Source organism: Sphingobium sp. UBA5915 (assembly GCF_002431195.1).
Taxonomy (GTDB): Bacteria; Pseudomonadota; Alphaproteobacteria; order Sphingomonadales; family Sphingomonadaceae; genus Sphingobium; species Sphingobium soli.
In genome coordinates, this window is sequence record NZ_DJDV01000040.1 from 12,290 (window position 1) to 27,352 (window position 15,063).

The following is a 15,063-nucleotide window of genomic DNA, read 5'->3' on the forward strand; positions in this document are numbered from 1 at the left end:
ACGGCGCGGGCTGATCCCCCTTCGCATCACATCATCCGCTCGCGAAGGTTCAGGAGGATCACCAGGGTGCCACCCACCATCAGCGCAACAACAAGAGTCGAAAACAGGATGAGTTGAAGATCGTCCCGCGCAGATCGTCTGAGGCTGATGTGCAGAAAACAGCGAAATTGGAGCACGATCTGCGTAAAGGCCAGCGTCAGCACCGCCGCGAAGGTAAGTTTTGGCGAAGCGATCGGCCATTGCACGATGGCGAAGGCGACGCCCGTCATCACGATGGCCCCTGCATATCCCACAAGGTAGGAACGGACTTCCGCCCGCCTTTCGTCGTTCCCGTTCATGGCAGGAGACCCGGCAAGTAGACTGTGGAAAATATCGCGATCCACACGATGTCGAGGAAATGCCAGAAAAGTCCCAGCCGAAGAAGGTTGATCTTGACCCGCGCGTCGAGTCCGAAGACGCGTAATTGCACCATCATCACCAGAATCCAAACAATGCCGGCGATGACGTGCAGGCCGTGAAGCGGAACCAGTCCGAAAAAAGCCGATAGAAAGCCGCTTCGTGTCGGGTAGGCTCCTTGCGCGAACATGTCAGAAAAATCGTGCCATTCAAAGGCGAGGAAGATCAGGCCCAGGAGAAGAGTGACCGCCAGCCAGCGATGAATTCCGCCTAAAGGCGAACCATGCTTCATCGCTACCGAGGCCATGCCATATGTCAGGCTGCTGGTCAGGAGCAGCAGCGTTTCCGCGAATGTCGGCCCAATTTTGAACACACTCGTTGGCGTTGGTCCTCCCGCCGTGGCAGGCAGCATGACGCCATAGGTAGCGAACAGCAGAGCGAAGATCACAGCGTCGCTCATCAGGAAGATCCAGAAACCGAATATGGCATGTTCGGCTTCCGCATGGGTTTTGGCGTCCGTTCCGCCAAGGTTCAGGCCGGCATGTTTGGTTTCGCTTGCGCTCATGATCGCACCAGGGCCAAGCCTTGATTAGCGGGGCTGGTTTCGATTTCCCGCGGGACCGGCTGCGCCCTGGCCGTCGCCTCGCGCCAGCTTTCATCGATCCTGGCCACTTCGGATGCAGGGATGACGCGATGGGTGTCTCGCACAAAGCTGCGTGCGACGACCGCAGCGAAAATGACAATCAGGCCGAAAATCGCCAGCCACCACATGTGCCAGACAAGCCCGAAGGTCGCAGCGCCGCTCGCGATACCAATGACGGGCGCCACGGCGCTGTTCCTGGGCATCCATATGTCATGATAGGCAATCGGCGGGGCGTAGGGCGCGTATTTGCGCTTCGCGTCGTAAAACCAGTGCGCCTGATCCACATGAGGAAGGCGGGCAAAGTTGAATTCCGGCGGTGGCGCGGAAACGGACCATTCCAGCGCGCGGCCATCCCATGGATCGCCCACGAAAACATCATTGGCGCCGCGGCTACGGATGCTGACCCAAAGCTGGACTATCAATGCGGCAAAGGCGCACAAGAGGATCAGTGCGCCAGCTTCGGCCATAAAGAGCCAAGGCCGATAGGCCGTCTCCATGACGGCCTGGGTACGGCGCGCCATTCCGCTTGCGCCGAGCACATAGAGCGGCATGAACGCCAGGTAGAAACCAACTATCCAGCACAGGCATGAGATACGGCCCCAGCGTTCGTCCAGCCGATATCCAAACACCTTGGGAAACCAGAATGTGTAAGCTGCCAGCAGGCCGTAAAGCGTGCCGGGTATCAGCATATTGTGAAAGTGCGCCACCAGGAACAGCGTGTTGTGGACGACATAATCGAGGGGAGGAAAAGCGAGGATGATCCCGGTCAGTCCGCCCAGAACAAATGTCATCATGAAGGCTAGCGCATAGATCATGGGGGTCGTGAAACGCACCTCGCCCCGGAACATCGTCCAGATCCAGTTGTAAATCTTTACACCGGTCGGCACCCCGATAGCCATGGTGGCAATGCCGAAAGCCGCATTGATACTGGCACTTTGGCCCATGGTGAAAAAATGGTGGAGCCAGACGGTGAAGGACAGCACGGCGATAGCCATGGTTGCGATTACCAGTGATTTATAGCCGTACAGCTCTTTGCTGGAAAAAGTGGAGACGACTTCGGAGTAGATGCCAAAGGCAGGCAGAATGACGATATAGACTTCAGGATGCCCAAACATCCAAAAGAGATTGGCGTAGTGCATCATGTTGCCGCCAAGTGCATTCGTGAAGAAATGAAAGCCCAAATAGCGGTCCAACGCCAGGAGCGCGGTGGCGACCGTGAGGGGAGGCATCGCAAAGATCATGAGGATGGCGGTGCAAAGGCTGGTCCAGGTGAAAAGCGGCATGCGCATCAGCTTCATTCCCGGGCAGCGCATCTTGTAGATCGTGACGGCAATGTTGATCCCGGTCATCGTCGATGCCAGCGAACCCAGAGTGACGGCCCAGATCCAGTAGTCCGGGCCAACGCCCGGATTGAAGCCGATTTCGGTGAAGGGCGGATACCCGCTCCAGCCCCCCGTCGAAAACCGACCGATGACCAGCGAGGCCATCATGAGGGCCGCCCCCGCAGCTGTCAGCCAAAGACTGATCGCATTCAATACAGGAAAGGCGACGTCACGGTCCCCTATCTGAAGCGGAACCAGATAGTTGATGAGACCGGTCAGAAACGGCATCGCCATGAAGAAGATCATGATCGACCCATGGGTACTGAACAGCTCGGCAAAATGTTCAGGCGCGACGAAGCCCGGATTCCCGACGGCGACCGCTTGCTGCAAGCGCATGAGATTCGCTTCCACCAGCGCGCGCGCCAACATGACTAACGCGATCACTATGTAGAGAATGCCGATCTTCTTATGATCCAGGCTGGTGAGCCACTCCGTCCACAACCAGCGCCATCGCCGCATCACAGTGATGAGGACAAGAACCGCGATGCCGCCGACCACAACGATTCCGCCCGCCGCAGCCGCGATCAGTTCGTTTGTCGTCGGATTGTGCCAAGCCCGCACGAAAGGCAGCGAATCCCAGGTGAACCGCCCCAACAGCATAGGCCACACCGGGTCCGTCATCGGATAGCCTCTTCCTTCTGCATATTTGCCATCATCAGATGTTCGAACAGGCCAGGCGGCACTTTGGAGAAGAAAAGGGGACGTTGCGCCGCCGATTTTCGCATGAGGCTTTTCAAAACATTGTCGTCAAACGGCTGCCCATCGGCGGCCCGACGCGTCAGCCAGTGTCGATACTCACGGTCCGGCATGGCGACGACGGAAAACTTCTGATGCTGAAAGCCGGCACCATTGAACTGGGTATTGAGGCCGCTATAGACGCCCGGTCTGTCCGCGGCAAAGTTGAGTTGCGTGCGCATCCCCGCCATCGCATAGATCTGCCCGGCAAGCTGGGGAATGAGCAGGGACTGCATGACTGTTCCGCTCGTCAGGCTGAGATGCACAGGGCGTCCGACTGGCACGGCCAGCTGATTGACGGTCGCGATGCCATCGTCCGGGTAGATGAAAAGCCACTTCCAGTCGAGCGCCACCACCTGAACCTCTAGCGGCGGCTGTTTGGAGGGCAGCGCCCGGTAGGGGTCAAGCTGGTGCGTGGCGTCCCAGAGCAGCACGCCAAGACCTGCAACGATCGCAATGGGCGGTAGCCAGATCAGCGCCTCTAACGACCAGGAGAAGCCCCAGTTGGGCCGATAGGCGTCATCCTTATTGTCCAGTCTATAGTGATAGGCAATCAGCGGCACAAGCAGCAGCACCGGGCCAGCCACGAAGATCAAAACCACCGCAACGATCTTGTAAAGACGCCACTGTTCGGCCGCCACCGGACCTGCGTGGTTCATGACCCCGAGGTCCAGCGCCCCGCAACCGCCAAGCAAAAGCAGAAGGGCCGCCAAGCACGCCATCCGCCCCCACCGGAGCAATCCCCCACTTGCCGACATGCTGGTCAGGGTGCGTCGTCAGCGACGACGATCCGCACCGGGACGCCCTTGGCAGCGGGCGTCTTGGACAGCTTGTCGTGATACCAAAGCGGGATGAGCGGGTTCATCTCCGGATAATAGGCGCCCACGCAGCCGTCGGGCAGGTCGAACGGCGTCACGGTCAAGCCATCCACCCGCCGTTCAACTCCGTCATCCGCATCGCTTGCCAGTCCGACTATCTGCCCCTCGCTCAGTCCCGCAGCAAGGACTTCGCGAGGGCTCATCAACAAGACGTCCCGCGTGCCCTCAATGCCGCGAAGGCGGTCCGAATAGCCATAAATGGTCGTATTGAACTGATCATTGGATCGCATCGTGATCAGGCGATAGCGCCCCGGCTTGTCGGGCACGCCCATGCTCGTCAGCGTGGTGGGCGTCGTGAATTCCGCCTTGCCGCTCTGCGTCTTCCATATCCGTTCGCGGGCTGCATTGCCCTTGAAAAAGCCGCCCGGCGTGAATTTACGGGCTTCGAAATCCTTGAACTTCTCCGGATAGGTTGCCTCGATCAAGGCCCGGACTTTGGAATAGTCGGCGACCCACTCGTCCCATTTAACAGACGGTCTGGGCGGGAGCGTGGCCTTGGCCATGCCTGCGACGATCGCGAGTTCCGACAGCAGATGCTCACTGGCGGGCTTGCGCTTCCCTACAGATCCATGGATCATCGACAAGGAATCCTCCATCGTCACGACCTGGGGACCGCTTGCCTGCATATCCTCCTCGGTTCGGCCCAGGCAAGGAAGCAGATAGGCAATTTCTCCATTGACGAGGTGGCTGCGGTTGAGCTTCGTCGCGATCTGGACGGTAAGCCGCATTTTGGTCCATGCCGCCTCCATCTTATCCCGTTCCGGGATGGCGCGCACGAAATTCCCGCCAAGCCCGACGAATGCCTTTATGCTGCCGTCGATCATGCCCTCGCAAGCTTCAACCGTGTTGACGCCTGTTTCGGATGGCGGCTCGAAGTCGAAAATGGCTCTGAGGCGGTCATATGGCACAAGCTCCGGTTTTTCGGAGATGCCGACCGTGCGCTGCCCCTGGACGTTCGAATGCCCGCGAACCGGCGATATTCCCGCGCCATCGACCCCAATATTGCCGCGCAGCAACAGCAGGTTAACGAGCATGCCGATCGTCTGCGATCCGTGGACATGCTGGGTGACGCCCATGCCGTAGATGCCAATGACCTTTTCGGCGTCGCAATATATCTGTCCGGCTATCTCCAAGTCGGCCCGACTAAGGCCGGATTCCTGCTCAATCTCATCCCAGCCAGTGGCCCGCACCTTTTCCACGAGCGCCTCAAAACCCTGGGTATGCTGTTCGATGAAGTCGTGGTCGATCACATGCCGTTGCTGCTCGGCCATGAGACGATCCTCGACGGCCAGGACATGCTTGATCATTCCCATGATGGCGGCGATGTCGCCCCCTGGCTTCACCTGATAGTAAAGAGACGATATCTGCGTCGGCTTTTGGGTAACCATCTGCACGGGGTTTTGCGGGTCGACAAACTCCAGCAGCCCTTTTTCCCGCACGGGGTTGAAGGTCACGATCTTGCAGCCGCGCTCTACAGCGGACTTGAGCGTGTGGAGAAAGCGCGGACTGTTCGTGCCCGTATTCTGCCCGAAGAAGAAGATGGCATCGCACAGGTCGAAATCCTTGAGCTGGCACGTCCCGACTGGCGAACCCGTCACCTTCTTCAGCCCGACAGACGTCGTCTCGTGACACATATTCGAACTGTCTGGCAGGTTGTTATGCCCGTACAAGCGGGCAAAGAGCGCATATAGATAGGATGTTTCGAGACTGGCGCGACCGGAAGCGTAGAAGACGGTCGATTTCGGGTCCAGCGAACGAAGTTCAGCGCCTATCGCGGAAAAAGCCTCGTCCCAACTGACGGAGACATAATGATCGGTGGCGCGGTCGTAGCGCATCGGGTGCGTGAGGCGGCCGGCTTGCTCGAGATCATAATCGCTCCATCGGCGAAGTTCCGTGACGCTGTGCTGTTCAAAGAAAGCAGGCGTGCATGTTCGCGTGGTCAGCTCCCACAGCGTGGCCTTGGCGCCATTCTCGCAGAATTCGGCGGGATGGGGATGCTCGGGCTTGGTCCAGGCGCACGAAACGCACATGAACCCGCCCGGCTTGTTCTGCCGCGCCAATGTTTCGAGCGCCATCGGCGTCGCCCACTCCTTGCCGAAGATGCGCGCGACCCCCTTTAGCGAACCAAATCCGCCGGAAGGCCCATCATAGTGAACTGTGTCGTCATCTTGCGCCATGGAACAGTCTCGTTTTGCGGCGCCCCCTGCAATGTTTTGTTACATTTCGCGGCGCGGGGCGCAACCCGTTGAGGAGCAAAGTCCTATCCACACATGCCAATTACCCATGCTGTGCTCGCCGGACACCCGGGACGCATGCGGCAACGCGCGATCGGCTCGTCCGTCATTCCGAGCGGAAGGGATTCCCTGAATCTTCCTATTGAACCCTGAAACGGACCGAGCCCATGTGATCGCCCAGCCATGGCACGAAGAGGCCTGCGGATGGTTCTGATGCAGAAGGAGGATTGCGTGGATCAACCATATAGTGACGGACACGCTCCCGATCTGCTGCCTGGACGCCTGCTGCGGCGCCCCGGCGGCATCGCGCAGGATGAAAGTTTCGAAGGCGTCCAGATTCTTGATTCAAGGCTTGCGTATCAGATATCGTCAGAGGCTCCCATGCTGGTCCTGCATGAGGGCGCAATTCATGCCGAGGGGCCGGTATGGCAAGCCTCGCACCGGCGCCTTCTGTTCTCCGATGTGCCCAACAGACGCCTGAACGCCTGGTATGAGGATGATGGCCGTGTTGAGACTGTCCTTGAACCAACCTGGTTCATGAATGGCAACGCCATCGCCGCAGACGGTTCGGTATGGCATTGCGAACATGGTCGCCGTTGCATCAGCCGATCAGATGCCGACATATCCGGCGTACCCGTACCCATCGTCACCCATTTCGAGGGCAAGCGCCTCAATTCGCCCAATGATGTGGCTGTGGCGCCCGATGGGGCGATCTGGTTTACCGATCCCATCTTCGGCATCGCGATGCCCAGCCAGGGGGCGCTCGCCCGACCGGCCCTCGATCATCGCAGCGTCTATCGCTTCGACCCCGAGACGTCTGCGCTCGCGCGCGTAGCCGATTTCGAGCAGCCGAACGGCGTTGCGCTTTCGCCGGAAGGTGGGGTCCTCTACGTGTCCGACACGTCTGTGTCCTTGGGCGAAGTACCCGGCTTCAAGGCGGGGTCAAGGCGCGAGGTATTTCGCCTTTGCGCCGATCATGAGGGAAAATGGGGGGCGCCCACACGCTTCTGTCGCACCGATAAAGGCTATCCGGATGGCTTCAAAGTCGATCAGCGCGGCTGGCTATGGGCGAGTGCCGGCGACGGCGTCCATATCTATTCAGAAGCAGGAGAACCGCTCGGTCACATCCCGCTCGATGCGACGGTGTCCAACTTGTGCTTTGGCGGTAGCGATCACCGCCGCCTGTTCATCGCGGCGAGCACGCGCGTGCTCGCCATTGACCTGAAAGCCTGACCTTTGGCGTCACCAATCTCTGACTATGCCCTCATTGGCGATGGACGCACGGCAGCCATGGTCGCCGTTAACGGGTCCATCGATTTTCTGTGCCTGCCCAGCTTCGACAGCGACGCGTGCTTCGCGGCAATGCTGGGCGATCAAGCCAATGGCTGCTGGCAGATCGCACCGACAGGGTATGTAACCGCAGTTGAAAGACGCTATCGCGGCGACACGCTGATCCTGGAGACCGATTACACGACCGAGGGTGGCAGGGTTCGCGTCACCGACTTCATGCCGTGGCATGATGGCGAACCGACGGTCGTGCGCATTGTCGAGGGCTTGTCCGGCAGGGTCGAAATGGGGAGCCTGCTGAGGCCGCGATTTGATTATGGGCGGGTGCCGCCATGGATGCGACCGTTCGACGGCGGACTCTGCGCGGATGCAGGACCGCATCAGCTGGTCCTGCATGCCCCTTGTCAGACGGAAGTTGAAAACGGGGGAGCGCATGCCACATTTTCCGTCAAGACAGGGAAAAAACTGGTCTTCACACTTTCCTATGCGCCTTCGTTCGCCGATTTGCCCAAGAAGCCCGACGCCGCCCGGCTGTTGCGGCAGACTGACAAGGCATGGCGCGATTGGATCGATCGCTTTGACGTGCCCCGGCGCTGGGGCGCGCCGCTCAAGCGTTCGCTGCTGACGCTCAAGGCGTTGATCGACCGGCGGACAGGCGGCCTGGTCGCGGCGCCGACAATGGGATTGCCGGAGGTGCCTGGCGGATCGATGAACTGGGACTATCGATATTGCTGGCTGCGCGACGCGACCTTCACGCTGACCGCACTGCTGAACGCCGGCTTTGGCGAAGAGGCGGTGCGCTGGCGCGACTGGATCCTGCGAGCCATCGCGGGTGATCCTGCCGACATGCGCATCATGTACCGGATCGATGGTAGTCGGCGGTTGGCGGAATATGAAGCGACATGGTTGTCCGGTCACGACGGCGCCCGCCCGGTCCTGGTCGGCAATGCCGCGTCGAACCAGACGCAGTTGGATGTCTATGGCGAACTGATCGACAGCTTTCATGTCGGCGAACGGGCCGGAGTGGAACGGACATCGCGGGACATAGCAGTGGAAATCGCGCTCATCGAATATCTCGAAGGCGCGTGGGACAAACCGGGCGCAGACATATGGGAAAGCCGCGATGATCCTGGCTGCTATACCTATTCACAGGCGATGGCATGGGTCGGCATCAACCATTTTGTCGAAAGCGATGTCATGCGCGCGGCCGCACCCGATGAACTGATCGGGCGAATGCGGGGGCTTCGCGCGCATATTCACCAGACGGTATGCGAACGCGGCTTCTCCACAAGCGGTGGGCATTTCGTGCAGCGATATGATGGCGAAGCGCTGGATGCGTCCTTGCTGCTGCTACCGCTCGTCGGGTTTCTACCCGCAGACGATCCCCGGATCGTCAGCACGATCGCGGCGGTTGAGCGGGAGCTTGTGGAAGGCGGGCTCGTACGGCGAAAGGCCGCACGGGGCGATGGTCATGACGAGGGCGCATTTCTCGCCTGTTCCTGCTGGCTGGCAGACTGCATGGCGATGCAAGGGCGGCGTGAGGAAGCGGCGAACATGCTCGATCGGGTGATCGGCCTCAGCAATGACGTTGGCTTGTTGAGCGAGGAGTTCCATGTGCCGACCAGGCGACTGATCGGCAACATGCCCCAGGCCCTGACCCATCTGGGCGTGGTCAACAGCGCGCTGTTCCTGTCGCGTCCAGTCGTGCAGCGCGGCGCGGCATAGTCAGCCGCCCACCTGATGAAAATGTCCGTCGGGGTCGCGCAGCAGCGCTGCGTTGTTGCCGCGCCAGACGATACGGGTCGCTGCCACGTCGTTGACCGAATACGGAGCGGATGCAGGGTTTTCAGGCTGACGATAGTGCAGCAGCTCCACGTGCGAGCGGCCGAATTGTGGCATCATCGCCACGACGTCCGCGATGGGATCTTCCAAATCGTCCAGGACCGCCTGCGCAGCTCCCTGGTTGAGCGTCGTCGTGCCAGCCGTCAGACCATGAGCGAGATAGAAGGCCTTGCTTGCGGCGAGGTTACGGACGACGATAGCGCTATGGTCCACACCCAGCATCCCGCTGCCGCGCCAGTGCGTATCGGCCGTATCGGGGAAGCAAAGCAGTTCCAGCGGATGCCCTTCCGGATCGCGGAACTTGATCGCCGTGACACCGCCCGATGACGGCGGCAGCGTCACCGGTCCGCCACGGCTGACCGGCGTCGCTCCGGCGGCTGCCGCCCGCGCCCAAGCGGCCCCGGCGTCATCGGTGACGAGCGCCAGATGCTGGAAGCAGATCGAGGCGGCATCTGCCCCAGTGGGGTAGGGCCGGCCCGCGACGTCGTAGCAGTCGATGTCGAGGGCCGCTGCGCCCAGCCGCATCGGCCAGCGCGTGCCCGAGCCGTCAATGCCGAGCATTGCCAGCTCGTCCTGCACGATCGGCTGCGATGGCTGAACCGTGAAACCCAGCGCAGCGTAGAAGCCGAGCAAAGCCTCGAGCTGCTGCGTCACCAGGCGGAACGCCGCGATCCGCGCGAAGGTCACGTGAACTGGCAGGGGCCGACCGGATCGCGATAGAGCTGCACTGTCATCAGGCGGCACGGCTCATCGCCGATCGTGCCCGATCTATGCCCCTTCTTACCGTCCTTCTCGACGCAATTCTGGTCGCCACCGAAGGAGAATTCGCCTGGCCCCTGCTCAATGCGGGTGCCGTCCATCGCTTCGATCCACCAGCGGCCCGACAGGACCACAATCCATTGCGGGGCCGGGTTTTCATGCCAGTCACCGACCCAGCCCACCGGTTGGACGGTGAACACTACCGTCGCCTCACCGCGCTCCATCTTGTCGTTCCACTGTGGATCGGCGTTGCCCACGCCCTTCAGCTCATAGTCGGTCAGCGCACATTCGCGAAAACGGCTGACACCGTCCTTGTCGGTGTAGAGGTGCTGATAGGGAACGGACGGCTTGGGGCCGGCATCGGACATGAGGTTATCTCCCGTAAGGATGACTGGAGGCGAACGGCGCGTCGAGAAAGGGTTGGAGCCCGGAACCATCGGTGCCGATGATGAGGAGCAGGAAGCCGGCGCCGAGCGACAGGTTCTTGAGGAAATCCCAGAATAGAGTGCGCCCCTTACCCTCCGGATCAGCGAAAAAGTCGCCCGGCTTCCAGAATTGCTTGTAGAGGATCGCAGTCAGGGCGCAGTAGCCCGCAACGACGAAGGCCGCCGCACGGTCGGCAATGCCAAGCACGATCGCGCCGGAACAGACAATCTCGATGGACAGGCCGATCATCAGCATCGTGATCGCCAGCGGGCGCGGCGAGAACATCTGCTGCGCTTGGCGCACCGCATGATCGAACGAGAAGATCTTATCCAACGCACTAAACGGCAGAAACAGCATGACGATGCCATAACGCACGATAAGCGCGGCGATGGCGGCGGTACTCACAGCCGTTCCTCTATGATGCTGGCGACACGCAAGGCGTTGGCGATGATCGTCAGCGTGGGGTTCACGGCACCAATCGACGGAAAGAAACTGGCGTCGGTGACGTAGAGATTGTCGACTTCATGCGCGCGGCAATCGAGATTGAGGACCGAGGTCGCGGGATCGGTGCCGAAGCGGCAGGTGCCCGCCTGGTGCGCAGTTCCCGACAGCGGAATGTCCTTGCCGAGATAAAGCGAGCGCTCGATGAGCATCGCTGGCCAGCCGATCTCAGACAGGACCTGCTTTAGTTTCGCTTTCAAGCGATCAAGCGATTTCTCGTTGGTTTCAGTGAGGTCGAGATGGACCTTTCCATCTTGGTAATAGACCCGGTTCTCCGGAAGCGGGAGGTCTTCGGTCTGCAGCCAGAAGTCCATCGAGTGCCGCGCAATTTCCTCAAACGGCATGTCGGGCAGGTGCTGCATCACGCTGGCGAGCGGTGCTTCGCCCTTGATCTGGTCGGCGTGGCTGGTCGCGCACATCTGGATCAGGCCGAGTGGGTGCGGATAGTCCGGATCGCCGCTGTCGAAGTAGAAGTCGCTGAGGGCGAGCGTCTTCTGGAACACCGTCTCGTTCACGTGGCGCATGACGGCCATGACGATTGACATCTCGTGGCGCATGTAATTGCGGCCGACCTGATCGGAGCCATTCGCCAGGCCATTGGGATGGCGGTCGTTCGCGGACCGCAGCAGCAGAAGCGCGGAGGAAAGCGAGCCGCAGGCGACGACGACGATATCCGCGTTATAGCGCTCCTCCCGCCCGTTGCTCTCGACCACCACGGACTCGACCCGGCGACCGCTTGCGTCAGTTTCCAGACGTTCGACATAGGCGCCCGTCAGCAACGTCACGTTCGGATAGTCGCGCAGCATCGGATCGACGCACATCACCTGCGCATCCGCTTTGCCGTTGAGCAGGCACGGGAAGCCGTCGAAGTAGGAGCACCGCATGCACAGGCTGGTGGGCGTGGCGAACCCGTCCTCCTTCTGGTCGAGCAGGATTCCAAGTGGCAGGTGGAAGGGGTTGAGGCCGATGCCGGTCAGCTTGTCGGACAGCGCCTGTACCTTGGGCTCGTGCCGGACCGGCACGAAAGGGTAAGCGGTAGTGCCGGGATCGAGCGGATCCTCGCCGCGGCGGCCGTGAACATGGAACAGCGCCTCAGCCTCGTCATACCAGGGGGCGAGATCCGTGTATGACAGTGGCCATGCAGGTGAAACACCACCGGCATGCTCTAATTCGTCAAAGTCTCGTTCACGCAGCCGGAACAGCGCGGCACCATAGACCTTCGAATTGCCGCCGACATTGTAGTGGAGTTGCGGCACGAAGGTGTCGCCATCCTTGTTCACCCAATGCTCGTCGGCTTGGTAACGTCCTTCGACGAACACGGCCCGTGCATTCCAATTTGCCTCCTCACGAGGAAGATAATCGCCGCGCTCCAGGATCAGGATATGCTTGCCGGTAGGGGCGAGGCGTTGGGCGAGTGCTGCGCCGCCGGGACCGCTGCCGATCACGATCACGTCATAGTGGGTGTTCTCAGCCATCGACCGAACCGCTTTCATGGTGAAGCTCGTCTGCCAAACTGGAACCCAACCGATCCAATGCTGTTCCCAATCTTGATCGATCAGGAGTGCGGCATGAGCAAAGTTGTTGTTATCACCGGAGCCGGAGCCGGCGTAGGCCGCGCCACCGCCGAGACATTCGCGAGCGAAGGCTATGACGTTGCTCTGCTTTCGCGCGATCCCCATCGGCTTGAACGCGCAGCCGCAGACCTGCGCCGCCATGGTGTGCGCGCCCTGCCGATACCCACCGACGTCGCCGATGCCGCAGCGGTCGAGGCCGCAGCCGACCAGGCCGAGCGCGAACTGGGGCCGATCGATATCTGGGTCAACGTCGCGATGGCGACGGTCTTCGCACCGGTCGCGAAGCTGACGCCTGAAGAGGTCGAGCGTGGCACGAGGGTCACTTATCTGGGGCAGGTGCATGGCATGATGAGCGCCTTGAAGCGGATGCGGAACCGCCAAGGCACGATCGTCAACGTCGGCTCTGCACTGGCTTACCGGTCTGTCCCGCTTCAGTCGGTCTATTGCGGCGCTAAGGCGGCAATTCGCGGTTTCACCGATTCGCTGCGGTCCGAAATCATCCATGACAAGATCGACGTGCATCTCACCACAGTTGACTTGCCCGCGGTCAATACACCGCAGTTTGATTGGGCGCTCAACAAGATGGGCAAGAAGGCGCGACCGGTGGCGCCAATATTCGAACCTGAAGTGCCCGCACGGGCGATCTTCTTCGCGGCCACGCACAAGCGGCGTGAAATATGGCTGGGCTTTTCCACAGTAAAGGCGATTCTGGGCAATCGCATCGCACCGGGCCTGATCGATCGCTACCTCGCCAAGGCTGGTTATTCCGGGCAGCTGACCGACGACCCGCTGCCCGAGAATCCACCAGCCAATTTGTTCGACCCGGTGCCCGGCAACTATGCAGCCCATGGTCGATTTGACAGCAGTTCACGTCGACGCAGCGTCGAATTCTTCACCGATCGCCACCGGGCAGGCATGCTCGGGGCAGCTGCCCTGGGATTGGGCTACGTAGCTTACCGCGCGGTTAGAAGGGTGATTTGACCATCGGGTATGCGGTTGACATGACCGGTCTCGGTCATGGTCGTCCAGATCGGCCCGGCATGTCGCATTACCCTGGAGCACGACATGTCGCGGAGGCCACCCTTTGGCGAGACGATCGCCGTGAGCGCGTGAACCCAAGCCGGAAAGTGATCCGGCCATATCGGGCGGCGATCGCTTGAAAAGCCCGCCCGGGCTTTAGGGGCGGTTCAACTTGAGGCCCTGAATATCGACTCCGAAACCGGAATCCTTGAAGCGCGCGACGATAAAAGCCGCTTCTATCACTGCATAATCGCGCGCCGAGTAATCGAGGCGCCGTATCTGCCCGACATTTTGTCGCTGGCAGATGCAGGAGGATGGACGAGGGATCAGATATGGCGGCCGACATCATCGATAAAGCTACTGGGGCAGTCGAGCAAAGCGCCCTGGATTCGATCGATCTGGATAGCGCGAGCATCGTTCGCCTGGACATGAGCCGCGATGCTGTCGTCGCACTGGAAAAGTCCGAGAAGGATTTGCTTGTCCGACTGGCCGATGGTCAGGTCATCCGCGTAGCCGATTTCTACGAACGCTTTGATGGCCGCGACAACAATCTGATCCTGCGCGAAGCCGATGGCACCCAGTGGCTGGCCCAATCCAGCAGCCGTTTTCCACGCTTCTCCCTCCTGAACGACCTTGACGAACTGATCGGTGCAGCCGGATCGGCCGGCGCAGCGGGATCTTCGCTGGTCCTGCCCGCCATCCTGGGCGGCGTGGGCCTCGCCGGCGTCGCGGCCGCAACCAGCGGCGGGGGCGACGAGGCAGATGATGGCGATGCGGATGCTGACGCCGATGCAGATGCAGATGCGGATGCCGACGCGGACGCTGATGCAGATGCTGACGCAGACGCTGATGCCGACGCAGACGCGGATGCTGACGCCGATGCAGACGCTGATGCTGACGCCGACGCTGATGCAGATGCTGACGCAGACGCTGATGCCGACGCAGACGCTGATGCAGATGCGGATGCTGACGCAGATGCTGACGCAGACGCTGATGCCGACGCAGACGCGGATGCTGACGCCGATGCAGACGCTGATGCTGATGCTGACGCCGACGCTGATGCAGATGCTGACGCAGACGCTGATGCTGATGCAGACGCTGATGCTGACGCCGATGCAGACGCAGACGCTGATGCCGACGCAGACGCTGATGCAGACGCTGATGCTGATGCAGACGCTGATGCCGACGCCGATGCAGACGCCGACGCAGATGCTGACGCTGACGCGGATGCCGACGCTGATGCAGATGCGGATGCCGACGCGGACGCTGATGCAGATGCAGATGCTGACGCCGACGCTGATGCAGATGCTGACGCTGATGCTGATGCTGATGCCGATGCTGATGCAGACGCCGATGCGGATGCTGACGCAGATGCGGACGCCGATG

The 15,063-nt window shown here is 60.8% G+C and carries 13 protein-coding genes and 1 pseudogene; 5 read left to right on the plus strand and 9 right to left on the minus strand.

What is annotated here, in order from left to right:
- Positions 1 to 26: 26 nt before the first annotated feature.
- From B2V90_RS05615 to B2V90_RS05635, 5 genes are all read right to left on the minus strand, one after another.
- Positions 27 to 338, minus strand: a complete 312-nt coding sequence (locus B2V90_RS05615; protein ID WP_009823601.1) for a cytochrome o ubiquinol oxidase subunit IV — start codon at positions 336 to 338, stop codon at positions 27 to 29.
- Positions 335 to 961 carry a cytochrome c oxidase subunit 3 gene (locus B2V90_RS05620; RefSeq protein WP_009823602.1) on the minus strand — a complete coding sequence of 209 codons (627 nt, stop codon included), beginning with the start codon at positions 959 to 961 and terminating at the stop codon, positions 335 to 337. Before B2V90_RS05620 ends, B2V90_RS05615 begins: the two co-directional genes overlap by 4 nt.
- Complete coding sequence (locus tag B2V90_RS05625) at positions 958 to 3,042, minus strand: cbb3-type cytochrome c oxidase subunit I (RefSeq protein WP_228221878.1); 2,085 nt, start codon at positions 3,040 to 3,042, stop codon at positions 958 to 960. The genes B2V90_RS05620 and B2V90_RS05625 overlap by 4 nt, the downstream gene beginning before the upstream one ends.
- Complete coding sequence (locus B2V90_RS05630; protein ID WP_293920167.1) at positions 3,039 to 3,815, minus strand: cytochrome ubiquinol oxidase subunit II; 777 nt, start codon at positions 3,813 to 3,815, stop codon at positions 3,039 to 3,041. Before B2V90_RS05630 ends, B2V90_RS05625 begins: the two co-directional genes overlap by 4 nt.
- Positions 3,816 to 3,919: 104 nt before the next feature.
- Positions 3,920 to 6,211, minus strand: a complete 2,292-nt coding sequence (locus B2V90_RS05635; RefSeq protein ID WP_228221876.1) for an FdhF/YdeP family oxidoreductase — start codon at positions 6,209 to 6,211, stop codon at positions 3,920 to 3,922.
- Between the two features lie 288 nt (positions 6,212 to 6,499).
- Between B2V90_RS05635 and B2V90_RS05640 the strand changes: the two genes are divergently transcribed.
- Positions 6,500 to 7,501 (plus strand): SMP-30/gluconolactonase/LRE family protein, encoded by a 1,002-nt coding sequence (locus B2V90_RS05640; protein WP_228221875.1) that lies wholly within the window; start codon positions 6,500 to 6,502, stop codon positions 7,499 to 7,501.
- A 3-nt stretch (positions 7,502 to 7,504) separates the two neighbouring features.
- The gene (locus B2V90_RS05645) at positions 7,505 to 9,280 is read left to right on the plus strand and encodes a glycoside hydrolase family 15 protein (RefSeq protein WP_293920168.1); all 1,776 of its coding nucleotides are present in this window, start codon (positions 7,505 to 7,507) and stop codon (positions 9,278 to 9,280) included.
- Here B2V90_RS05645 and B2V90_RS05650 read toward each other — a convergent pair whose 3' ends face one another.
- From B2V90_RS05650 to B2V90_RS05665, 4 genes are read right to left on the minus strand one after another with little or no spacing between them, the layout of a single operon-like run.
- Positions 9,281 to 10,084 carry a VOC family protein gene (locus B2V90_RS05650; protein ID WP_228223156.1) on the minus strand — a complete coding sequence of 268 codons (804 nt, stop codon included), beginning with the start codon at positions 10,082 to 10,084 and terminating at the stop codon, positions 9,281 to 9,283. It lies immediately after the preceding gene.
- The gene (locus B2V90_RS05655) at positions 10,081 to 10,524 is read right to left on the minus strand and encodes a cupin domain-containing protein (RefSeq protein WP_228223155.1); all 444 of its coding nucleotides are present in this window, start codon (positions 10,522 to 10,524) and stop codon (positions 10,081 to 10,083) included. The genes B2V90_RS05650 and B2V90_RS05655 overlap by 4 nt, the downstream gene beginning before the upstream one ends.
- 4 nt (positions 10,525 to 10,528) lie before the next feature.
- On the minus strand, positions 10,529 to 10,987 hold the full coding sequence (locus B2V90_RS05660; RefSeq protein WP_228223154.1) for a DoxX family protein: 459 nt from the start codon (positions 10,985 to 10,987) through the stop codon (positions 10,529 to 10,531).
- Positions 10,984 to 12,762 (minus strand): GMC family oxidoreductase, encoded by a 1,779-nt coding sequence (locus B2V90_RS05665; protein WP_349681208.1) that lies wholly within the window; start codon positions 12,760 to 12,762, stop codon positions 10,984 to 10,986. Before B2V90_RS05665 ends, B2V90_RS05660 begins: the two co-directional genes overlap by 4 nt.
- Here B2V90_RS05665 and B2V90_RS05670 point away from each other — a divergent pair.
- From B2V90_RS05670 to B2V90_RS05680, 3 genes and pseudogenes are all read left to right on the plus strand, one after another.
- The gene (locus B2V90_RS05670) at positions 12,652 to 13,638 is read left to right on the plus strand and encodes an SDR family oxidoreductase (RefSeq protein WP_228223153.1); all 987 of its coding nucleotides are present in this window, start codon (positions 12,652 to 12,654) and stop codon (positions 13,636 to 13,638) included. The two genes, B2V90_RS05665 and B2V90_RS05670, sit on opposite strands and share 111 nt — an antisense overlap.
- 371 nt (positions 13,639 to 14,009) lie before the next feature.
- Positions 14,010 to 14,279: pseudogene (locus B2V90_RS23120) on the plus strand (BapA/Bap/LapF family prefix-like domain-containing protein); the annotation flags it as partial.
- 175 nt (positions 14,280 to 14,454) lie between these two features.
- Positions 14,455 to 15,063 (plus strand): hypothetical protein (locus tag B2V90_RS05680; RefSeq protein ID WP_293920172.1); only part of this gene is annotated, 609 nt, incomplete at its 3' end.